The following is a 20,581-nucleotide window of genomic DNA, read 5'->3' on the forward strand; positions in this document are numbered from 1 at the left end:
TAAAAAGCTAATAATTTGATAATTAAAGTAATATTTTAATACGGTGGCACATTTCGAGGAAATGTGCACAACCCCCCTAGATGGGTTAATTGCCATTCTTTTTTATTTGAAGCTAGCCGTACTTTAGCTAGATCTGCATCAACTAATGCTTCCATTTTAGCGTTTATCCATAAAGAATCGTCCTTTATTGTAGAAATAGGCCATTGAGTTTCGCCTAAACATAGTGGTGGCTGTCTATCTAAGGCTTCCTGAATTAATTTTTTGAATTCATTGTTGTTGTCGCTGTGACTAAAAAAAGAAAAAGTTAAACAACAAACAAGTAAATAGCATCTCATTGAATTCTCTTTAATATTGATGGTATAAAAAAAGGGGCTTGTTACAAATAATAGGTTAGTGTGTTTTTTGCTTAAGACCAATTGCGTATTTCACGTTAAAATCGTCTCCATATTGAATAAGCAATTCATAAAGGCAGATCGCTTCTGCACCTGATATTCAGGTTTATATCAACGTTGCCATTTATCGACAGGCTTGTTCATCCGTCATTGTATTTAAATAGCAGTTTAGCCGGTCTGGGAATATACATGAAGCAGAGTATAAAAGACGAGGAGGGAGTTGCCTAGAAATAGAGCGGCTTTGCCGCGATGCTCACGCCAAAGGCGTGCTTATATTCTAAATTTGCTCGTAGCTCTGGTATAACTATTGTTTCATAATAATAGTAATTTATTTTCCCATTTTTTCTTGTTGTGGAGTGATACCAAAATAACGGTGGTATTCTCGGCTAAATTGGGATGCACTTTCGTAGCCAACATCAAAAGCAATAGTTGTAATATTGATATTTTTTCTATTAACCAAATGCCTTGCCTCTATTAATCGGAGATTTTTTTGATATTGCAATGGGCTAAGTTTGGTGGTTTCTTTAAAGTGCAGATAAAAATTAGAGCGACTCATTCCCACTTGTTTAGCCAGCCTGTCAACATCAAGCGGCTCACGGAAATGGTGACGTATCCATTGAATAGCCTGGTTGATCTGGTTGATTGCCCGCCCTCGATTAAGTTGATAACGAAGATAACCGCCCAACTTGCTTTTCAGTAAATAATAATGAATCTCTGCCTGAAAAAGAGGCAAAAGGAATGAAATATCTTTGGGACAATCAAGCAATCTGGTTAAGCGAACCAACACATTACAAAGAGAGGTAGAAACCAGGGCAACTTGAGTATGGTGGTTTTGCTCATTTTTCTCCATTAGCCCATCAAGTTTTGCCAATTCTGTATAATCTAACTCTTAACTTTTAGCCCAATAGCGGATATTACAACTTTGCTATTACAACATTGGTGCGTATAATCTAGATTATGTTAAATATGATATTGCATTAATAACCAGCCTTAATAGCTCAAGAATTGTGAGCTCCCTATTGACTTAGAGTCGTGTTCAGATTAGTTAGATAGAGTACCTACCAACAGTGTAGTTATCAGTGCTGGTTAATTTCTGAAAGCAGTAACATCCAACGGTGTGTGTAATGAGTTTTTGGTTTTACAGTGTACATATGGTAAAGCGGTCTTCAGTCTCATTCATACTTTGCTGGTTCGAGTAGAGGTGCGCCGCTGGAAGTTGTGAAACAATACATTCAGCATCTGTGTAGCTGATGATCCTACGGGCTTTTTAAGCCAGTCCAAATTTCCCCTCCCACCTTATGTCGGTGGGAGTACTCTTTGGGATAAAGATGGGAGGATGTTAATAAACCAATTAAATCTCGGTTCTTCCTATATAGTTTTCTTTCATTAATGAAAGGTTGATTGCTATATCTAATATAGGTGATGGTGGTAAATAATTTGCTTTACCTAATTCTTGCATAGAATTAATTAGTGGATTTTCATAATCCAACGCATAATCAGCTAGTAGTTTTCCTGCGATTGTTTGTTTTGAAATCCCTGCCCCATTACATCCCCCTACTGCGTAAATACCTTTTATTAATTTACCCCAAATCGGACTGCCATTTCGGGTTACGCTAATAGTTCCAGACCAAGTGTTGGCTAACGAAATGTCAGACAGTTGTGGGTAGATTTTATAGAACAATTTTTTATGCTGTTCATAAACTTGATAAGTTTTTTTTGCGTCTACATAGCCATCCAAAGCAGGGATAACATGTTGACGAATTAAAAACCGATTATCTTGAGTATAGCGAAGAGTCGCGCCTGCAATGGCATTGACTGGCGTTAGGCCCCAGCTATCCATTTTAGGTAATTTTGCTTGTTGCTCATCAGTTAGTGGCGCAGTAATACTTGCAAATGTAGCCATAGCTGCTTGATGATTTTTTATAGGTGTTAAATCTCGGGATAGAGCGTTTGTACCTAGCATGATGTTTGGCGTTTTAATTGTGCCGTATGGCGTTAATACATTATGAATTGCTCCCGTCTGTATCCCCATAACTGGAGTATTGTTATAAATAATAATATTTCCAGGCAGGTTATCGACTAAACCTATTATTAGATTAGCTGGGTTGACCAAGATAGAATTCGGTGTGTAAATTCCTTTGGAATAAAAGCTAGTACCCAACTTGTGATAAAGTTCATCTTTATTAAGTAGTTGATGTGGTTCATTCATTGAGCCTAGGCTATCAATGTATTCTTTTAATACACTCTCGTTTTTTGTATTTACTTGGCAATGATATTTACCTGCATTTTCCCATTCACACTCAATCTGGAATTTTTCGGTTAAGGTTTTTAACTCATCTATACCCTCCTCCAATAAAGCTCTATATGTTTGAGCTTTTTTCAATTCAGTTGTTGAACTACCTATATTATGAGGTAATCCAATAATAAAGCCTGAGTTTCTTGCTGAAGAGCTTTCAGCTGCAGTAGACGAGTCGAGAAGAATAATTTTATAACTTGGATTATTTATCGCTAAATTTCTAGCAAATGATACGCCGGCAAAGCCTGATCCAATGACGACCCAATCTGCATTATCGTTTTTACGTAGTCTTGGATAGACCTTCTTTTCGTAGCTCTCTTTTAACCATCCATTTTTGTTTTGGTTAAAAGGTATAGAAGCATATTTCATTTATTAGTCCCTTTAAATATTCATCAAATAGCCCTCTGTTGACCTCGTCCAATCGGGAATGGAGGAAAGAGGAAGATAACTGAATTTATCACAGTATCCTTTGAAAATGCATCGTTGTTAAAATTTTAAAAGGGGTAAATTGGATATCAAAATCATTATCTTTTGATTTTGTCTTTTATGAGGTTTTTTAAAATCGCGGGGTCAGGTTAGAATGGGTATTAAAATGACTTTAATTAAAATACCGTAAAATCACTGATTTTACATTATAAGGTTCCCTCCCCTCCCCTACCCTCACTACATCTTCTGGTAATAACGGTCTATTCCTCAGCTAACGGGGGACGGTTTAAGCGTCCGCTATTAACACCATATAGAATAAGATAGACTCCTCGTGATTTTTGGCGAACAAGGGGGTTGTTTTATTACGTAAAAATGGAAATTGAATTATAATGTATTGTTTATATTGATTTAATTTTATTGGCTTTTTTGGCGAAATATGGTTGGTTTTGATATGTTATTTTTCCGTATATCGGTCCAATAAATGGGAAGCCTCGCCATTTACGACGAGGAGTAGCTACATTAATCTGTTTATTCTTTACTTTTTTCTTGAACCATTTTAGAAAGCTTTAGCTTTATCAAGCGTTCAAGTTCTTCAATAACCGTCTGATTAAGTCTATTAAATTCAAAACGTACTTTTCTGCCGTTACCGCTGTAACTAATACGGGCATACTGATCTTTGTTATTGAACTCGATAATATCAGAGGTTTTCCATGTTGAAGCTGGCTTAGTTTTGGCTGTCATCGAGTCTAAAACAGTTGATAGATCCTCTAATATATTTTTTTGTGTTTCTTGGATATTTTCGATTACTAGGCCTTTACGATTATCTCTGACCTCTTTGCATAGTACTGCTAGATCTATGCCTTCTTTATTAACATTACTTTGGATTTTAGAAAGACGGGCATAGAATGTGTTAGGTATTCCTTCGCAGTCAGGAAATAAATTAACTAGACGTACATCAATTAATGCTGCTTGAATACGTTTACGAACTGACTCAGTACTTAAGCCAATATGTTGGGCTAATTGTTCATTAGTCGTGAAATTATTATCCTCCATTAGTTTCTGATACTGCATGCCTACCTCGCGGTAAGAGAGCTTTCGAGAACTTTGTGCAGCACTAATGATAGAGAAAATATCTTCATTGGAGATGTCGTTTGGTAAAACCCATAATGGTAGGTCGGTAGATAATTTTATGCAGCAATAGCGGCGTCGACTACCTTCAATTAAGTGATAAATACCATCTATTCTGACAGCAATACCTTCAGTATCCACTCCCCGCTGTTTTATTTGTTCCAGAATATCACCCATGGAGTTCTCATCCAGTGCTTCCTGGTTACGAGGGTTCAGAGAATGAACAACAGTTTGTTCAGAGACTTTATTCCCTGGGACTATAATGTGTTCTGCATCAACTTTACGCCCATCTTTCAGTGTAAAGGTTCTTCTTGTGATATTTCCCCCTTTTAATGAGGGTAATCCATTCCTCTGCTCAAAACGTGTTTTCTTCGAACTTCCTAAATACATATCTTTGTTTGTACCTCTTTCTACATCGGTCATACGGATTACTCACTTTTTGCAGAGAAACTTTTGATTTCATTTATAAATTGTTGATATACCGAATTTACTGACATTTCAGCTATATCGAATTGTTTTGCAGGACATAAATCTTCTGACTTTTTGATATCTAAGACTGTTCTGCCTCTTTCTGCTGCTGCAACAAAAGCTTCTGAATGCTTTATATTAGTTGTCATGAATTTGTCCTGTACGGTACGCACAAGCTTGTTTAATGTTCGAACCTCATGCTGGCTTTTATCATCAACATTAACAGCGAGTACCTTCATCCATTTGATATTTTCACCTCTAGATGGGAGTTGCTGCAAACGTGTACCAATCGTTAACATGTAATTGGTTGTGGAAGCAAAATCATACTCACGCGGAGTTATTGGCACGAGTAGTGCATCAGCAGCTTCATTTGTTGACCAGATAATTGGAGAGTCTTGTGGAGGGGTGTCAATAAATATAAGGTCATAGTGCTCTTTTAGAACAGGAACGACAACATCTCTAAAACGAGTGAGGAGTTTATTTCGCTCATCCTTGCTTAAGCGCCAGTATAGATCAGTGAATCTATCATCTGTGGGAAAGGCTGTGATCACATCCATATTTGGAAGATGTGTACTGAATGGGATATTGGAGATGATATCTGCCTCGGAATAACCCGCGGCTATATATTTAGAATAATCACCTTCAGGTTCGTATTCAGCCAGCAAAACATCGGTGATTGTCAGATAAATATCATCATCGTTAGTGGTTCGGATAAGGTTATTTCCGATTGAACCTTGAGGGTCTAGGTCTACAATGCAACAGCGGGCATTTAGATTTAGATCTAATGCAGCTGCTGTTGCAATAGTTGCTGTAGTTGTACTTTTCCCTGTTCCACCTTTGTGGTTTTCTATGACGATGACTCTTGGCTTATACATATCTGAATAACGGTGAGCACCCAGTTCTTCCATGATCACTTGAACGTCGAACCGAGTATAAAGGTGATTTTTATTTTGAAAAATAGGCTCGCCGATGATTTCCTTCGCCTGCATTTCAGTCACAATTTTTGAGAATGTATTGCGAGATTTTCCAAAAAAATCAGCCAATGCTGTTTTGTTTAAACAGTGGTTATATATCAGCCTATCCAGACCATCTACTTGTTCATCAGTAACTTTAATTATATTTACTTCCGCGATGGATTCTTTTAGTGAAATTTGTTCAGCTTTCATTCGCTGACCAATTATTAGTATTTGATCTAGAATTGACATAGGCTATCCCTTGTTTATTTTTTTTACATTATCAGTGCTAATTGAGCATATAACAAGTTAATATTGCGCTTCAGTGCACTATTTTGATTTTTATGATTGGGTTTTGAATGGTCATGTCTTGGCGAACAAGGGGGTTGTTTTTATGGAAGATTGGGGTTATTTATTTTTAAACTCCTGTAATAGCAATGGATAGCGAGGAGACTCGTTGAAAATAAGCAATGGCGAACTATTTATATTAAGCACTCTAACACCCTCTTTTTTGCACTAAAACCAATAAGACAGTGCGATCACCTTTTACATAGGAACTTGTTAAAAACATATAAATTTCCTCCATAAATCAGCTGTTCGCCCCAAGCAAGTTGCTTCCCCTACCCAAAAAAATATTTATCATTGGAAGTGGTTCTTCAGGCTGTTTCGATTCATTGGCCTCAGTTATTCCCTAATGGACAATTTCTCCCTATGGAAATTTGTTTACGAGATGAATTAATTGAAAATGCCAGAACTAGAGAGCTACTTATATCGACTCGTTATTTGAAAGGGGAGCTGTAGTCAATAAGTCATATATTGGCGTACCGTACAACAATACTGCCAAGGGTGATGCGGTATGATAAAAATGGCCAACTGAGTGTGGGGAACCTCCTCAGATGTTACGGACATATTGCATCGTATTCAATGGAAAGGGAATTAAATACGTTTGTCATAAATTCGTCGAGCTATGCAGACAACTCAATACGTGAAACCATTTTTTTACACAGCCAGCGCCAAATGCAGACATAGTTTATATCTGTCTGCGTTACTCAATATACTGGTTAGTGTGGCTGCTCACCTCCCGCCTTGTGTGAGGAGTTACGGCAGATCTTGCTAATAATCATTAGGAACCGAGACGGGGATTTTCTTCTTGTTTATCCATGTGGAATTGTTTTTTTAAAAAAAACTAACAAGTGTGTCTATTTTGTGATTGTAATAGTTAAGAATGATTTGCTCTTGAGCTAGTAAGTTAGTTGGTGAGCGTTGAGTAAAGAATTGACAATCCTTGATAAAATGAGATTGGTCATAATAACCTTCATCTAACATAGTATCAAATAATGGTGTTCCTGATAACAACCTGCGTAGCGTTCTCTGGAAGCGAGCTGTGCGTTGGAAATAACGGGCATCAACACCAAGATAGCAACGTAATCGTCTCTGAAGTGTACGCGGGTTTATATCCAATAACTGTCTAAATTCACTATAAGGAAGACCACGATAGAGTTTTTCTATTGGGTGCAAAAGATTGAGCTCACGACGAGATTGTCGGGTGAGCTCTTGTCGTATCCAGTGACCTAGAATAGGCGCCCCTTGTTTGTGCATAAGTTCGATTTTGGGAGGGGAAATACCCAATTCATCAAGATGTAACACCTGATCACAAATATGATCTAACGGTATATTAAAAATTTCGAACCAAGCAGCAGAACGCAGTCGTAGACTTAATATATGGCCTTTGTTACAAGGGGAAAAAATCAGACGGCGGTAGCGCGGACTAAGTAATATAGCAGCACCTTGATTAACCAAAAAATTCTGAGGTAAGCCATATTGAGATACACTTGTTATCGAAAAATCATCTCCCAGATTAAAAAGAATCTCAGCGCCCGTCCCCGGGAAAATTTCTGGTAAAATGTGGTTTTTATTGAAGCCCCATTCCCAACAATGCGCTAGCCAAGGCTGCAAATCGGGGTGGGGCTGGTATCTACGGCATAGCATATATGATGCAATATTTAAGATTCAGAAGATGGTATGTAAAGAGTATCACCGCTGAGATTATCCAAGCAAGGATGACGATCAAAACGTACAACACCAACATGCATTCGTCCGTCGACAGCTTTCACTATATTAGCAACACCCAAATGACCAAATCCTGCACATAACTCTATCGCTTTGATACCCTCAAGATATAACTTATCAATTATCATACAACCTTGATGATAGTCATGTACTGCGATCATTTTAACGTGTACCTTGTCTGTCTTTACCCAAGACATATGTTTTGTGGAATCAGCGGACGGTGCAACAAAAATAAAGGCGGCTTTAAAAATATCAGACATATTGAAACCCCTGCTAAATAGAATGAGTTATAATTCTACCTATGAACACTAAAATAGAATTGTATCGAAACGACACTGAAGTGGGATTTTTTTGATACCCATTTGCCAGAACACGTCAAGTCGTTTATTGATAAACAGCTGCGCTCTTGACTATCCAATGCTCTCTATTCTGTACAAACGACTCAAGGTGAAGTGGATATCTACCTTCTTGTGGAACACCAATCGACGCCTGATAAATTAATGGCCTGGAGACTCATGCTTTATGCCTTTTGGGCTATGAATCAGCATCTTCAACTAGGCTATAAAGTATCGCCATTGGTGATGATAGTTCTGCTTTATCACGGTGGTCGTTCGCCTTAGCCATATCCCAACTGTGGACCGATTATTTTTTGTTACCATATATATATCTAACCGTTCTCTTTGGTTGATGTCACGGTGATAGGTGATAACGAGTTGGCGATGAAACATAAATATTTGCGGAATGAGTTTTACCGTGTTATCCCGCTATTGGTACAAGCGCTTAATCAACAGTAGGATAGTGACGATGATATCGTCACTATCCTCAATTATCTATTCATTGCGATCAACTCCCCAACTTTGAACATATTGTCCAGCAATTGAGTGAACAGGCAGATAAACACTAGGAGGTTATTGTGAATATTGCGCAGCGCTTACAAGATAAAGGCCGCCAAGAAGGACGAGAAATTGGCCGTCAAGAGGGATTGCAGCAAGGTATTGAAAAAGGTATGTGAGAGGCTAAAATTACAATGGCGTGTAGCTTGCTCAAAAATGGAGTTAGCCTTGATCTCATTATTGAAAGTACTGGCTTAAGCTGTGAAGAGCTCATTTCTCTACAATAAGCTGAACCTACCTTTTTTCATTTTTGCGCTTTTTCATAACGCTTGTAACTTCGCACACTCACGCTCAGTTTTCAGGGATATGAAGCCCATAAAAAATCCGCAGTAGTTGCATACTACTGCGGATTTTAACTGAACTAAACTTATTTATTTAAAGCAGCTATCGCCTCTTGCTTTAATTCTTCAGCAATATTTTTAACAAAAGTCAGTTGATTCATTGCATCGTTAATCTCTTTTTCTAACCGTGTATCTAATCCTTCTGTTGGCATCGGCGTTTCGCTAGCGCCACGATAAGGGATCCACGGGTTATCACCTTCATCATCAAAACGAAATGCTGGGGCGTAGTAATCCACTTCTTCTTCTAAACCAAAAGAAACCACTTGAGGTTGTTCATCACCTAAGCAAATCAATTGTTTTATCAGCGTTTTGACTGGAACTTCGCCTTCACCTGAGAGGCTGGCTTTATGGCCAAAACCTTTACCTTCAGGTATGCGGACAGCATCTTTCATATGTACCTGAGTGATGTTTTTCTTCATATTTTCGAACGCTTCTAATGGTAATTCATTCGCGTTAAACATGTTGCCGAAATCAAACAGTAATGAAAAATTAGGGAAGCTAGCCTCCTCCACTAACTGGTTTAATTCATGACTTTTCAAATCTTCGTGCTGTTCTATAACAAACTTAAGGCCAGTATGCTCGTAGGTCTCTTTGATGTACTGGATATCAGCTTTGACTTTCAACAGAACATCTTGCAAGTTTCCTTCATAACGAGGGTAAAAACGGATGGAACTAGCGCCCGTCTTTAATGCGATATGAACAGCTTCATCAATAGCGGCGGCGGCCGATGAGCTAGTTTCAATTTTTAAATCGAGATTATATTGCTTCGCTTTTTTCCCAAAATCTTCAAGTTGCTCATCACTCATGGTTTTTAGAGCTTGCGTTTCCCCATCTTCCACATGGATTTTAGCGCCAGTCAAACAGTGTTTTTTGGCTATTTCTAATAAATCATCGGGTAAAATACGTTCTTTTCTCATGTTTAAATGGAAAGCGTAAGCGTGTAGGTATAGTGGTATTGAATCAATTCGCTCAATAATTTTTTTTGCTTCGATGCTATTCATTTTTCACCTGTGATATCAATATTATTCATTTACGTCGATGCCAGCGGCTTCGCGTTGTTTAATGCGCTTAGTTAGTATTTTTGCGGTCACGAAACCGAATAAACTGAACATGATCATCATGCCAAAAACAAAGTTATAACCAGTTATGCCTGGGTAGTTGTCTAAGAAAGAACCATAAATTGCGTAAGCGAACATGGCGGGCATATAGCCAAGAATACAAGCAAATGCCATTGCGGAGCCAGCATACTCACGCTTTGTTCCAATTTCTTCCATTGGAGCAAAGAAGATGGCGCGCTGGCTAAATATAATTGCACCGAATCCTAATGTTGCAGCCATACCTAGATATACGTTCATGTTTTCATGAGGTAATAGCATGAAGCCACCCATTGCTACCGCAGATAACAAACAAGTGAATTGTAAGAATTTGGTTGGTGATTTAAATACTTTATCGGATAAGAAGCCACCAATAGGGCCCCCAACCATTTTTAGAGCATATTGATTGATGATCCCGTAAGCACCAATTAACGCAATCGGTAATGCATAGATATCTTTTAAGAATGGAATAAAGTAAGTCAGCCCACAATATGATGCATAGATAAAAAAAATGGTCATGGAGGCAAGCCACAAGTTAGGGCATTTAATGATACTTTTAATTCCTTCGAGAACTTGTTTATTTGCCTCAGATGAGTTTTCAGCAACTTTTTTATCATCATCACTAATAATAAAATAAGTAATCACACCAATAAGTATTGTTATTATGGTATAGAACATTAACCCAGCTTGCATACCTGCTTTGCCTTCACCAAAAAGGACGAAAACATATAGGGCACCAGAAGCAATAATGACATCGACTATCCCTCGACCCGCTTCTAGAAAACCAAATAAGCGGCCTTGTTCTTTTTTGTCACCGAGTAAGCGCACGGCTTTAAGTAGTACAGGCCAATAAATGACATCAGCAAACAATGCCATAACAGCAAATGAAATTAGATAACCAGTAAATGGCGGAAGAGTGGATAAGTACGCGCCACAAAGCCCAACCCCAATTAACCCTACGGGTAGAAGGATTTTTTTCGAGAATCTATCTGCAATATATAATGATGAGAATAGACCAATGGTTTGAACAATGGTGTAAACAGTAAAACCAAAGCCAATTTGGGCATTTGTCAGCCCCCAGTCTTGCTGCATAGGAACGTAAAACACATCTTTCATACTGGATAATTTGAAAATAGTACCAGCACCAAGAATGAGAAAACTAAGTCTTATCCACTTATTCATAAATCCGCCTTAATTATTATATTTAGCGCTTATTGCTTCAAAACGATAGCTTCAACTTCTATCAATATGTCTTTTGGAAGGCGAGAAACTTCTACACAGGAACGAGCTGGGTAGATACCTTCAGAGAAATAAGATTGATAGACACCATTAAAAGTTACGAAATTATTCATATCACTGATGAAGCAGGTGGTTTTGACCACGTCATCCATGGAGTATCCCGCAGCTTCAACAATTGCTTTGAGGTTTTTCATCACTTGATTGGTTTGTGTGGTGATATCTGTACCAACAACGGAGCCATCTTCATGATGGAAAGGGCAGCAGCCAGAGATATAAACGACGTTACCCACTTGTCGGGCTTGGGAGTATGGACCGATGGCTTTAGGGGCATTTTCAGTTGAAATAATCATTATGGATTCCTTTGTTTATGATCTTAACGCTGATGATTAAATCACAATCATATTTTCCCTTCCGTGATTATTATCAATTTTTTGACTAAGTATAAAAAAATTATACTTAAATGTGTTTTTATGGATTTAGTATTGAAAAATTTAATTTAACTTATTAAAGTTATGGAAATTTAATCAGTGGATTGTTGAGTATGGATATGAATATTAATTATGTTTTTACTGAGCAAGATCGAAAATTATTGCAATCATATACCCCTATGATTGATTGCCTTGGTGAGTTTTTAGGGCCGTATTGTGAAGTTGTTTTACATAGTTTTGAGGACTTACACAGCTCAGTGATCCATATAGCCAATGGGCATCTGACTGGGAGAACGCTTGGTGCTCCTGTTACTAATATTGCATTGGAAAAGTTGGCTGGTTTTAAAAAGAGTCATTCATCTTGGGATGTTTACTTCAATACTAAAAGCATTCGTCCGTTTCGTTCGTCTTCAACCTTAATTGTGAATTTAGATAACCAACCGATTGGTATGGTATGTATGAATTGGGCATTAGATATGCCAATGAATGCGATGGTCGATTTGATGAGTAGTAGTAATAATTCAAAAAATGAAAATTTTTCCCAAGATGTGAATAAATTAATCATGGATCATCTTGAGCCGATAAAGAACACGATTTATTCAAATAAAAACATCCCAAGTAAAAATAAAAATTTTGAAATCATTAAAGAATTACATGACAGTGGCATGTTTGAATTCTCAGCTGCACATAAGATAGTATCTGTAGAATTAGGTATTAGCTCAGCGACCATATATAAGCACCTTAGAAAAATTAACTCTTAAGATGACGTAAAAAAGTAACAGTCCTGTTATATATTATAAATAGGGTTGTTATTTCTCATTATGATTTTTATTAGAATAATAAAAAGATAACTTATTACCTAGACTAAAACGGATGTTTTTTCTTTTTTCGCCCATCAATAAGATAATTCATTGAAATTAAAAAAATCATCTCATATAACACGTGGGCGAAAATTAAAAACGGCCTTAACATAGGCACTAACCGTTGAAAAACGAACAGTTAACGAATTCTGCGTTATGATTGGCGTTCTTTAGTGAGGAGTGGCAGGATAATGAAACTCAAGGATACGCCGACCGCACATGATGCGGCTTTTAAAGGGTTTATGACGTAAGTGGAGAATACAAAGGATTTTTTTGATATCCACTTACCTGAGCACATCAAGTCATTGGTGATTTCAGTACGTTGGCACTCACGAACTCCTCGTTTATTGACAAACAGCTGCGTTCTCGATTATCCGATGTACTCTATTCGGTGCAAACAACCGAAGGAGAAGGATATATTTACCTTCTTGTGTAGCATCAATCGACGCCCGATAAACTCATGGCTTGGAGGCTGATGAACTATGCTTTCTTAGCCATGAACCAGTATCTTCAGCAAGGCATAAAACATTACCGCTAGTTGTCCCAGTTCTGTTTTATCACTGTGTCGTTCAACTGTGGGCCGATTGTTTTTTGTTACCGGATATAGCCAATAAACTGTATACCCAGCCGTTCCCTTTAGTTGATGTTACGGTAATAGATGATAACGAGTTGGTCAATCATCGCAAGGTGGCCGTGATGGAGTTGGCGATGAAACACAAATATTTGCGGAATGAGTTTTACCGTGTTATTCCGCTATTGGTACAAGCGCTTAATTAACAGTAGGATAGTGATAATGACATCGTCACTATCCTCAATTACGAGGTCATTGCGCTGGATTCACCCAATTTTGAACATATTGTCCAGCAATTGAGTGAGCAGGCAGATAAGCATCGTGAATATTGCACAATGTTTACAAGATAAAGGCGAAAAAATCGGCTGGGAAAAAGGCCGTGAAGAAGGTCGAGAGGAAGGAATGCGTGATGCTAAAATCATGATGGCGCGTAACTTGCTTAAAAATGGGATTAGCCTTGACCTTATTGTTGAAAGTACTGGTTTAAGCCGCGAAGAGCTTATTTCTCTACAATAAGCTAGTCCTACCTTTTTTTCATTTTTGTGCTTAATACAAATATAGCTCAATGCGTTTAGCTATATTTGCGCTTTTTCATAACTATTGTAACTTCGCATACTCACACCCAGTTCTTCAGCGGCGCGTTCCTAATATAATTAAATTCTCGCCACCACAGTTTTAGTTCGAATCCAGTCATAAACTTCATCCAGTAAAATGTTAACCAAGGGGGGTAGATTTTCTTAACGTAAGTTTTTGTTCCATTGCGCGTTAGGTTCCGATTACTGGCTAAGCTAGCTCAGTTGGTTAATCTTTGCCAGTAACACTAAAGGATTTTAAAGATTTTTTTAGTCGATAACATTGTGCATGTTGTATGCCTGATAATTGTATTATTTCAGCATACTCTAAAGCTATAGATTTAATTGACTTGATTTTATAAAATGGGTCAACTAAAATTTTTGTGTTAATAATTAACACAAAGGTAATTTTATGGCTCGTACAACAAGTGTAACAATCGGAGCTCAACTGGATGAGTTTGTTAATCAACTCATTTCGTCTGGAAGATATGGCTCAACAAGTGAAGTCGTTCGCTCTGCTCTACGTTTACTTGAGGTCCAAGAAAAGCAAACAGCAGCATTGAAGATGTTAATTGATGCCGGTGAGCAAAGTGGTGAGTCGTCGTTAACACTCCAAGATATCGCTAAGAAAGTGAAGAACGCTCATAATGTATAAACTTTCTAATTTAGCGGCTAAAGACTTTGAAGGGATATTCGAGTATACCCTCGTGAATTTTGGTATTAGGAAAGCGGATGAATACACCAAAAATTTACACGATGTACTAGAAGTGATTAGCTCCAATCCATTGATAGGAATCGAGTGTACAGAAATTGCAGTTGGGGTTAGGCGTCATAACCACTCTAAGCATGCAATTTTTTACCGATATAGAACCGATGATATTTTTGTTATCCGAATTCTTCATCAACAAATGGAGCCGTTAAAGCACTTTTATTTTGATGAGATTGACCTGTAGACTCGAAAACTTCAGTTATTTCATTTTTTATAAATCCCTTCTCATTAACTAGCTTAGTTTCTTTAAACTTACCGTGTGGAACTGGTTCTCTTTAAGTTGCTATTTATAAGGAATTCGTACGATATTGCTTAGTGCAGATAAGGTATACCTAAATTGTACCAATGAATTATTATAGTTTTATATCTATTGTGGAAGATTTATAAAATAGTTTTCGGTCAGGTTTGTGCCAGAAGCGGAAGTTGCTGCGACGAAATATACTAAATTATGTAGAGCTGATTACGATTAAGGAAAACTTAAAACCTTAGCCACTTATGTGTCAGCGTGACTAGCAAAAATTAGGTAGATATAAGGTTTGAGGAAGACTGAATAAAGAGAAGTGTTACAAGACACTTTAAGAAGCCACACACAAAGTGCAGTCGATATGATCTTTAAGATCAAGACTAACTTGCTGAACGTCCTTAATGCTCTATCTTTAATAAATAAGTAGTGCCATCCGCAAGCTTGATATTATTTTATTAATTTCACTTTTTCTTGATTTATATCTTCTATAATAGGGCGATTTATGTCTTGTGAATTTCGCTTCTCACTCTACGAATAAGGTTGATGTACGGATACCATTAAGATACATATTCTCGTTTAAAAAGAAATAAAAGAAACCATTCTTTATAGACTCGCCCCATATGGGGAACATGTTCAACCCAGATAGCAAAGCGATAGGGATCACCGAAAATCATAACATCCCCTTTTCGAATCGCTTACCGATTTCAAGAAGTTCTGTTCGCAGCACATCAATACTATTCATAATTCTTTGTATTTTTATATGATAGCCACTCATTCCAAACATTTTTCGCATCAATATTGAGATCGCCTCGACTTTTGATCATGACTCTGCCAGTCTCTGCCCCCTCCCTTACCCAAGAATAATTTCTAAGCCAAGTCATTATACTCATCATAAGAATATAACATGTGAAATCCATTATCGGGCGACTGAGAAAAATGAAGCAGAACTTTTTCTTTTTCAGGAAGAGAATTGTTCTCACTAAAGATATGTGAAAGCACGTTAGCAATGCGTAGTACAATTTCTAGGACACGAGCATCATCGCTAGTATCACCACCATCGTAAGTAAATTTTACATCAAAGATAGAAAAATCATCCGGTACTTCAATTTTATTCCCCCCCACAGCTAATTCATTCAAAAGCATGAAACTCTCGACCTGAGCACCATACTTTTCAAGCATATAATTTAGATCGTGCAAAAATGACCGAGGAGAAGGCAGAGCAACGTCCATGAAATCTTGATTTCTTGCAGCCACAATGTTCAAAGTCAGTCCTACAATAAGTTTAATCCCAATCCTTAACTTATAGATTTCCATGCATACGCGCTCTAGCTCATCCTCAGAAAGCGTAGCAATTTTTACTATATTTCTACCATAGCTTGCATTAACTTTTCCGCCAAAACACTTGTAACTCTTGTGCGCCGCGATATTTCGCCACTGATTAAGTGGAATTTCGAATAAATTCTCATTAACAATAGCAAGATTACTATCTTCACCCAAAAAAGATTTGCAACTACTCAACAAATCATTCAAAGAAATCGTCTCCCCCACATTAGCTTTTTTGATTTGGAAAGCAGCAATTAGCCAACCCTCTTTTGCCACCATGTACTCCAAGACACTGTTGATTGTCTCAAATCGCTTATCAATATTTTCTTTAAAAGAATATTCATTATTAGTCCTTGGGTCAGAATTAGTCATTGACCAGAAGGAATCATTTGCCTCTCTGCAACTTTCATCCGCTTTAACAAAAACAGCTTTTGCAACCGACTTATCTAGCGAAGCAAACCAGTCCAACAAAATGTTGATTTTCCCCTCTAGAGAAGACAAATTCGCATCCCATGTCCTTGTCATTAAAAATAGTTCAAAAGTACCTAAATAAGTAGCAAATACCTCAGGTTGAACCTCAAATCTTTCAGCTAATAACTCGGAAAAATATTCGAAATACTTTTTTATCAGCTCCGAATTTTTTCCAAACAGACTAGTATTCACAGGCGTGATCTTCATAGCTATCCTTATACAATGTAAACTCGACAACGAGAAATTTTCACCAAACCCTCACCATTATAGTACTCCATGTAATGAGTCGGTAACCCCTAGTTTTTGATAATATTATGTCATCAAAGTGGAAAAGCAGACCCGAAGAAAGGCATAAGATGCAGGATAGCCAAAGAATTACCGAGTTAGTAATGATCTATAATTGTACACAATTTTGAACTTCCGCTTCTCGCTCACAGCAGACTGTCAGAATTGATTATGATCTACGAGATAAATATCTAATCTTGTCAAATTCCATTCACCACTCCATTCAAGAGCTTTCCATGGTGACTTAAATGATAATGTATTGTTTAAATCACAAATATAATTCAAATGATATGAAAATCGATAACTAGAGTATACTTATCATATAGTTATGCTTAAATGATATATTGCATGTAAAACTAGACACTCTAAATTAGAGTATCTAACATTAATTTTCTAATACTTGTTATTCATATGGTTGAACTGAATTTTTATTATGTAATATGCTAACTATCACAAATCACAAATCACAAATCACAAATCACAAATCACAAATCATAATTCATAAATCACAATTCATACCAAAAATCTTTGTATAAAGTAGCTATGTATAATTAGCTTTTATTTGGATAAGTATAGTTCTAATGCTTCCCTAACAATTGCGCTTACACTTTTAGGCTCTCTTCCTTCCCTTTTGTTTTTTAATGCCATGTCTTCAAGTTTTACAAGCATTGATTCGTTTAACGATATAGTTGTTCTGCTTTGTTTCTCTGGTTCTTGCAAATGATTTTCAGTTGAACCATAAGGTTTATCTGCTAAACGTTTAGCTAATAGGTCTGCTTGCTCCGCTGTTATTTCATTGCGATTTTTGGCTGCTTGTTGACTCGGTTTCTTAACCATTACTAAAAGACCTCATTTATTAATTGTTCAATTTCATTTTTTGCCGTTTGATTTTCAGTTTCTAAGACACCCAACCCTATGCTCATCGTATCTCTGTAGACCTTTCTAAAGCAGATTATTGTGTTCATTGTTTTTATAGTTGGAAACTCCGATAAGTATTCTAAAAATTCTTTTCGTTCATTGCCTTTTAGTACTGGGTTAGTGGTAGCCATACTCTGCAGGCAAAATACTTTTAATTCAGGGTTAAGATCCCTCATTGCTTCTACTTGTTGTTGTAATTCTTCCAAAGTATCTAAGTCAGGCTGAGAACATTGTAATGGTGCTATTATTTGATCTGCGATTACACCACTAGTAATAAATTCTCTTGAGTTTCTACCAGCCACATCAACAATTATATGTTCATATTTTTCATTTAAGGCTTTTAACGTCTGGGTTAAGTTATCGAATTTTTCTATCAAAGTTATGCTTGGCACAATACCTGCGGTTTCTCGTTCTGCGTGCCATTTTGCTGACGTGCGTTGTATATCAGCGTTCAGTAAACAAACGTCTTTGCCTTTTTTAGCCAAAGCAACAGCAATATTTATTGCTGTTGTTGTTTTACCTGACCCACCTTTGTTTCCACCTATGACAGTTATCATATATTTTCTCATAATTATGATTTGTGAAGTGTGAATTATTATAAACTATGTCATTTTTAAGTCAAAATCTAGTTGATGTTATTTTACTCATTATCCCCAAAGGGGCTCACAATCCTTTTATCTGAAATCATCTTATTACTTATCGGAAGTATACGACAAATCAAAACGTATGATTTAATAACTATGAATTCATAAGTATGAAGTATGAAAAAATAAATATGATTTATGTTTTCATTTTTCATACTTATGGTATATTACTCAAACTGAGTCTTTAGGGCGATGAACATTCTTGGATACTCTATTTGAGTATTTAATAATGTATCAAAATTCTCAATTTGAGTTATACGTGAGGGTGTATGAAATTATATTGCGACGATGGTTCTACAAATGTGAAGCTGGCATGGTTTGATAAACAAACACTTCAAACTAAGTTATCAACGAATTCCTTTAAAAAAGGCTGGAAAATTGAAGGGTTAGGTGGAAAGGGGACGTTTAACTATGAATTGGATGGTCAAAAGTTCACTTATGACGAAGTCAGTGAGCAGGCCATTAGAACGACTCATATTGAGTATCAGTATACAGATGCGAATGTCCTTGCTATCCACCATGCATTGTTAAGCAGTGAGCTTGAACCTCAAGAAGTCGAACTGGTTGTTACGTTACCCATCAGTGAGTTCTATACGGCAGATTGCCAAAAGAATGAATTAAATATTCAGCGCAAGATTGAAAATGTTCTACGCCCCGTAAAACTGAATAAAGGAATAACCTTTACGATTAAAGATGTCGAGGTGATGCCTGAATCTTTACCGGCCGTGTTAACTCAATTAGTTAATGATAATGTGGGGGAGTTTGAAAAGTCACTGGTGATTGATTTGGGCGGAACAACACTGGATGTAGGCGTGATTGTGGGTCAGTTTGATGGTGTGAGTGCCATTCATGGTAACTCTGAAATTGGTGTCTCAATGGTCACTCAAGCTGCACTGAGTGCATTAAAAATGGCGTCCAGTGATACCAGTGCTTTAGTTGCTGATGAGTTAATAAAGCAACGCCACAGCGACCTGTTTGTTCGTCAAATTGTCAATGATGAGTCTAAAATCCCGTTAGTTTTAGAAACCATTGAGTCTGCGATTAAACAATTAGGCGAGCGTGTCGTTGATGAACTTAGCCCATTTAAAAATGTGAATCGTATTTATCTGGTTGGCGGAGGCGCATCTTTGATTGAACCTGCGATCAGAAAAGCATGGCACCTTATTGATGATAAAATTACACTGTTAGACTCGCCCCAAACGGCATTAGTTGAAGCTATTGCTTATTTTAAAGAGGATTAACTCAATGAGTCATGAGCGGAAAAAATTTACGTTATACCTTCATCCCGAAAACCCAGCTGATAAACAGGCATTAGACATTATCGAATCGATACCACGTTCAGCTAGGGGAGAATTTTTCCGCCATGCATTTATCTGTGGTGCGGCATTACAACACCTCGATGCACGGTTACCTGCGTTGTTGGCCACACTCTTTAATGGGGCATTGACGGCGGAACAGCTTGTGATGTTAATTTCGCAAACGACGGGTTGGAAACCGTCACAGGCTGAAATACAGGCCGTTATTGAAGCGCTTGGCGTTAATTCAAGATTGAAAGAAGACAGTAGTATCGCAGAGATAAAAACCGATCAGCCTTTAGCGAAGGTGAAAAACAAGTTATCAAAATTAGTGTAAAAAGATTACTCGGGATATTTGTATAGTGTAAAAATATGCAGTATATTGATACTGTGTTTTTATACAGTTATTTGGTGTGCTATGCAAATCCCAATATTTGAAAGTCAAATCGCCTGTGGCTTTCCAAGCCCAGCTCAAGATCACGTCGAGCAGCGTTTATCGCTTGATACAGAACTTATTCGCTATCCTGAAAGCACCTATTTTCTTCGTGCTTCAGGGGATTCGATGAAGGATGCGGGGATTTTTGACGGCGACTTATTGGTAGTCGAAAGTCATCTTACTGCCCGCCACGGGGAAATTGTGGTCGCTGAATACAACGGGGAGTTCACCTGTAAATACCTGCAAGTCACGCCGACTAAGGCGCTTATTCCCGCTAACAGTCAATTTCCTGCTATCCCTATTAATGACGATACTGGCGTGCAAATTTTCGGTGTCGTTCGTTATGCCGTGCATACCTGTCGGTAAATAACATGTTTGCGCTCATCGATATACCTCCTGCGAATCCGTTTTCCGGCCAGATTTAAAAGGAAAGCCGATTGTTTGCCTTTCGAATAATGACGGTTG

The 20,581-nt window shown here is 37.4% G+C and carries 20 protein-coding genes and 3 pseudogenes; 11 read left to right on the forward strand and 12 right to left on the reverse strand.

What is annotated here, in order from left to right; genetic code table 11:
- Window positions 1-720 precede the first annotated feature (720 nt).
- Window positions 721-1,263: a helix-turn-helix domain-containing protein gene (locus AC4IFO_RS21035; RefSeq protein WP_490737350.1), complete on the reverse strand. Its 543-nt coding sequence runs from the start codon at window positions 1,261-1,263 to the stop codon at window positions 721-723.
- 178 nt (window positions 1,264-1,441) lie between these two features.
- On the opposite strand from AC4IFO_RS21035, the pseudogene AC4IFO_RS21040 reads away from it, so the two are divergent.
- Window positions 1,442-1,643: pseudogene (locus AC4IFO_RS21040) on the forward strand (transposase); the annotation flags it as partial.
- Window positions 1,644-1,743: 100 nt separating this feature from the next.
- Here AC4IFO_RS21040 and AC4IFO_RS21045 read toward each other — a convergent pair.
- The 5 genes from AC4IFO_RS21045 to AC4IFO_RS21065 all read right to left on the reverse strand — a co-directional run bounded on the left by AC4IFO_RS21045 (window position 1,744) and on the right by AC4IFO_RS21065 (window position 7,993).
- Entirely contained in the window at window positions 1,744-3,057 is a 1,314-nt protein-coding gene (locus AC4IFO_RS21045; RefSeq protein WP_490737352.1) for an NAD(P)/FAD-dependent oxidoreductase, read from the reverse strand.
- A gap of 585 nt (window positions 3,058-3,642) precedes the next feature.
- Window positions 3,643-4,665 carry a ParB family protein gene (locus AC4IFO_RS21050; RefSeq protein ID WP_490737354.1) on the reverse strand — a complete coding sequence of 341 codons (1,023 nt, stop codon included), beginning with the start codon at window positions 4,663-4,665 and terminating at the stop codon, window positions 3,643-3,645.
- Window positions 4,666-4,670: 5 nt separating this feature from the next.
- Window positions 4,671-5,915 (reverse strand): ParA family protein, encoded by a 1,245-nt coding sequence (locus AC4IFO_RS21055; protein ID WP_490737356.1) that lies wholly within the window; start codon window positions 5,913-5,915, stop codon window positions 4,671-4,673.
- Between the two features lie 924 nt (window positions 5,916-6,839).
- The gene (locus AC4IFO_RS21060; protein ID WP_371007681.1) at window positions 6,840-7,652 is read right to left on the reverse strand and encodes a helix-turn-helix domain-containing protein; all 813 of its coding nucleotides are present in this window, start codon (window positions 7,650-7,652) and stop codon (window positions 6,840-6,842) included.
- A 14-nt stretch (window positions 7,653-7,666) separates the two neighbouring features.
- Window positions 7,667-7,993, reverse strand: a complete 327-nt coding sequence (locus tag AC4IFO_RS21065) for a DUF6506 family protein (RefSeq protein WP_490737358.1) — start codon at window positions 7,991-7,993, stop codon at window positions 7,667-7,669.
- Between the two features lie 210 nt (window positions 7,994-8,203).
- Here AC4IFO_RS21065 and AC4IFO_RS21070 point away from each other — a divergent pair, with 210 nt between their 5' ends.
- Window positions 8,204-8,353, forward strand: coding sequence for an Rpn family recombination-promoting nuclease/putative transposase (locus tag AC4IFO_RS21070; protein ID WP_490737374.1), 150 nt, complete (start codon window positions 8,204-8,206; stop codon window positions 8,351-8,353).
- A 407-nt stretch (window positions 8,354-8,760) separates the two neighbouring features.
- On the forward strand, window positions 8,761-8,853 hold the full coding sequence (locus tag AC4IFO_RS21075; RefSeq protein WP_490737360.1) for an Rpn/YhgA-type helix-turn-helix domain-containing protein: 93 nt from the start codon (window positions 8,761-8,763) through the stop codon (window positions 8,851-8,853).
- 140 nt (window positions 8,854-8,993) lie between these two features.
- Here AC4IFO_RS21075 and AC4IFO_RS21080 read toward each other — a convergent pair whose 3' ends face one another.
- Genes AC4IFO_RS21080 through AC4IFO_RS21090 form a run of 3 tightly spaced genes read right to left on the reverse strand, consistent with a single transcriptional unit; the run spans window position 8,994 to window position 11,650 of the window.
- On the reverse strand, window positions 8,994-9,968 hold the full coding sequence (locus AC4IFO_RS21080; RefSeq protein WP_371007684.1) for a sugar phosphate isomerase/epimerase family protein: 975 nt from the start codon (window positions 9,966-9,968) through the stop codon (window positions 8,994-8,996).
- A gap of 21 nt (window positions 9,969-9,989) precedes the next feature.
- Window positions 9,990-11,243 (reverse strand): MFS transporter, encoded by a 1,254-nt coding sequence (locus AC4IFO_RS21085; RefSeq protein ID WP_371007685.1) that lies wholly within the window; start codon window positions 11,241-11,243, stop codon window positions 9,990-9,992.
- A 29-nt stretch (window positions 11,244-11,272) separates the two neighbouring features.
- Window positions 11,273-11,650: a RidA family protein gene (locus AC4IFO_RS21090; RefSeq protein ID WP_371007686.1), complete on the reverse strand. Its 378-nt coding sequence runs from the start codon at window positions 11,648-11,650 to the stop codon at window positions 11,273-11,275.
- Between the two features lie 191 nt (window positions 11,651-11,841).
- On the opposite strand from AC4IFO_RS21090, the gene AC4IFO_RS21095 reads away from it, so the two are divergent.
- The 4 genes and pseudogenes from AC4IFO_RS21095 (at window position 11,842) to AC4IFO_RS21110 (ending at window position 14,684) form a co-directional block, all read left to right on the forward strand.
- Entirely contained in the window at window positions 11,842-12,489 is a 648-nt protein-coding gene (locus tag AC4IFO_RS21095; RefSeq protein WP_371007687.1) for a helix-turn-helix transcriptional regulator, read from the forward strand.
- Between the two features lie 350 nt (window positions 12,490-12,839).
- Window positions 12,840-13,675 (forward strand): annotated as a pseudogene (locus AC4IFO_RS21100) (Rpn family recombination-promoting nuclease/putative transposase).
- A gap of 468 nt (window positions 13,676-14,143) precedes the next feature.
- The gene (locus AC4IFO_RS21105; protein WP_071548927.1) at window positions 14,144-14,386 is read left to right on the forward strand and encodes a type II toxin-antitoxin system ParD family antitoxin; all 243 of its coding nucleotides are present in this window, start codon (window positions 14,144-14,146) and stop codon (window positions 14,384-14,386) included.
- Window positions 14,379-14,684, forward strand: coding sequence for a type II toxin-antitoxin system RelE/ParE family toxin (locus tag AC4IFO_RS21110; RefSeq protein ID WP_371007688.1), 306 nt, complete (start codon window positions 14,379-14,381; stop codon window positions 14,682-14,684). The genes AC4IFO_RS21105 and AC4IFO_RS21110 overlap by 8 nt, the downstream gene beginning before the upstream one ends.
- Before the next feature lie 927 nt (window positions 14,685-15,611).
- Here the strand turns inward: AC4IFO_RS21110 and AC4IFO_RS21115 are convergent.
- From AC4IFO_RS21115 to AC4IFO_RS21125, 3 genes are all read right to left on the reverse strand, one after another.
- Window positions 15,612-16,745, reverse strand: a complete 1,134-nt coding sequence (locus AC4IFO_RS21115) for a hypothetical protein (RefSeq protein WP_490737365.1) — start codon at window positions 16,743-16,745, stop codon at window positions 15,612-15,614.
- A 636-nt stretch (window positions 16,746-17,381) separates the two neighbouring features.
- On the reverse strand, window positions 17,382-17,660 hold the full coding sequence (locus tag AC4IFO_RS21120; RefSeq protein ID WP_196725505.1) for a ribbon-helix-helix domain-containing protein: 279 nt from the start codon (window positions 17,658-17,660) through the stop codon (window positions 17,382-17,384).
- Between the two features lie 2 nt (window positions 17,661-17,662).
- A complete protein-coding gene (locus AC4IFO_RS21125) occupies window positions 17,663-18,298 on the reverse strand; it encodes a division plane positioning ATPase MipZ (protein ID WP_196725506.1) in 636 nt (211 codons plus the stop codon).
- 356 nt (window positions 18,299-18,654) lie between these two features.
- Between AC4IFO_RS21125 and parM the strand changes: the two genes are divergently transcribed.
- The 4 genes and pseudogenes from parM to AC4IFO_RS21145 all read left to right on the forward strand — a co-directional run.
- Complete coding sequence (gene parM / locus AC4IFO_RS21130; protein WP_490737368.1) at window positions 18,655-19,626, forward strand: plasmid segregation protein ParM domain-containing protein; 972 nt, start codon at window positions 18,655-18,657, stop codon at window positions 19,624-19,626.
- A gap of 4 nt (window positions 19,627-19,630) precedes the next feature.
- A complete protein-coding gene (locus AC4IFO_RS21135; RefSeq protein ID WP_490737370.1) occupies window positions 19,631-20,017 on the forward strand; it encodes a plasmid partitioning/stability family protein in 387 nt (128 codons plus the stop codon).
- Window positions 20,018-20,098: 81 nt separating this feature from the next.
- Window positions 20,099-20,482: a translesion error-prone DNA polymerase V autoproteolytic subunit gene (gene umuD / locus AC4IFO_RS21140; RefSeq protein ID WP_490737372.1), complete on the forward strand. Its 384-nt coding sequence runs from the start codon at window positions 20,099-20,101 to the stop codon at window positions 20,480-20,482.
- A 22-nt stretch (window positions 20,483-20,504) separates the two neighbouring features.
- Window positions 20,505-20,581: pseudogene (locus tag AC4IFO_RS21145) on the forward strand (hypothetical protein); the annotation flags it as partial.

The sequence above is a fragment of the Providencia sp. UF-224 genome (genome assembly GCF_058245955.1).

Excerpts from the sequence above, each read along its gene's own strand:
- AC4IFO_RS21045 (WP_490737352.1), bottom strand. The coding sequence starts at position 3,057 with ATGAAATATGCTTCTATACCTTTTAACCAAAACAAAAATGGATGGTTA.
- AC4IFO_RS21050 (WP_490737354.1), bottom strand. The coding sequence starts at position 4,665 with ATGACCGATGTAGAAAGAGGTACAAACAAAGATATGTATTTAGGAAGT.
- AC4IFO_RS21055 (WP_490737356.1), bottom strand. The coding sequence starts at position 5,915 with ATGTCAATTCTAGATCAAATACTAATAATTGGTCAGCGAATGAAAGCT.
- AC4IFO_RS21060 (WP_371007681.1), bottom strand. The coding sequence starts at position 7,652 with ATGCTATGCCGTAGATACCAGCCCCACCCCGATTTGCAGCCTTGGCTA.
- AC4IFO_RS21065 (WP_490737358.1), bottom strand. The coding sequence starts at position 7,993 with ATGTCTGATATTTTTAAAGCCGCCTTTATTTTTGTTGCACCGTCCGCT.
- AC4IFO_RS21075 (WP_490737360.1), top strand. The coding sequence starts at position 8,761 with ATGGCGTGTAGCTTGCTCAAAAATGGAGTTAGCCTTGATCTCATTATT.
- AC4IFO_RS21080 (WP_371007684.1), bottom strand. The coding sequence starts at position 9,968 with ATGAATAGCATCGAAGCAAAAAAAATTATTGAGCGAATTGATTCAATA.
- AC4IFO_RS21085 (WP_371007685.1), bottom strand. The coding sequence starts at position 11,243 with ATGAATAAGTGGATAAGACTTAGTTTTCTCATTCTTGGTGCTGGTACT.
- AC4IFO_RS21090 (WP_371007686.1), bottom strand. The coding sequence starts at position 11,650 with ATGATTATTTCAACTGAAAATGCCCCTAAAGCCATCGGTCCATACTCC.
- AC4IFO_RS21095 (WP_371007687.1), top strand. The coding sequence starts at position 11,842 with ATGGATATGAATATTAATTATGTTTTTACTGAGCAAGATCGAAAATTA.
- AC4IFO_RS21105 (WP_071548927.1), top strand. The coding sequence starts at position 14,144 with ATGGCTCGTACAACAAGTGTAACAATCGGAGCTCAACTGGATGAGTTT.
- AC4IFO_RS21110 (WP_371007688.1), top strand. The coding sequence starts at position 14,379 with ATGTATAAACTTTCTAATTTAGCGGCTAAAGACTTTGAAGGGATATTC.
- AC4IFO_RS21115 (WP_490737365.1), bottom strand. The coding sequence starts at position 16,745 with ATGAAGATCACGCCTGTGAATACTAGTCTGTTTGGAAAAAATTCGGAG.
- AC4IFO_RS21120 (WP_196725505.1), bottom strand. The coding sequence starts at position 17,660 with ATGGTTAAGAAACCGAGTCAACAAGCAGCCAAAAATCGCAATGAAATA.
- AC4IFO_RS21125 (WP_196725506.1), bottom strand. The coding sequence starts at position 18,298 with ATGATAACTGTCATAGGTGGAAACAAAGGTGGGTCAGGTAAAACAACA.
- parM (WP_490737368.1), top strand. The coding sequence starts at position 18,655 with ATGAAATTATATTGCGACGATGGTTCTACAAATGTGAAGCTGGCATGG.
- AC4IFO_RS21135 (WP_490737370.1), top strand. The coding sequence starts at position 19,631 with ATGAGTCATGAGCGGAAAAAATTTACGTTATACCTTCATCCCGAAAAC.
- umuD (WP_490737372.1), top strand. The coding sequence starts at position 20,099 with ATGCAAATCCCAATATTTGAAAGTCAAATCGCCTGTGGCTTTCCAAGC.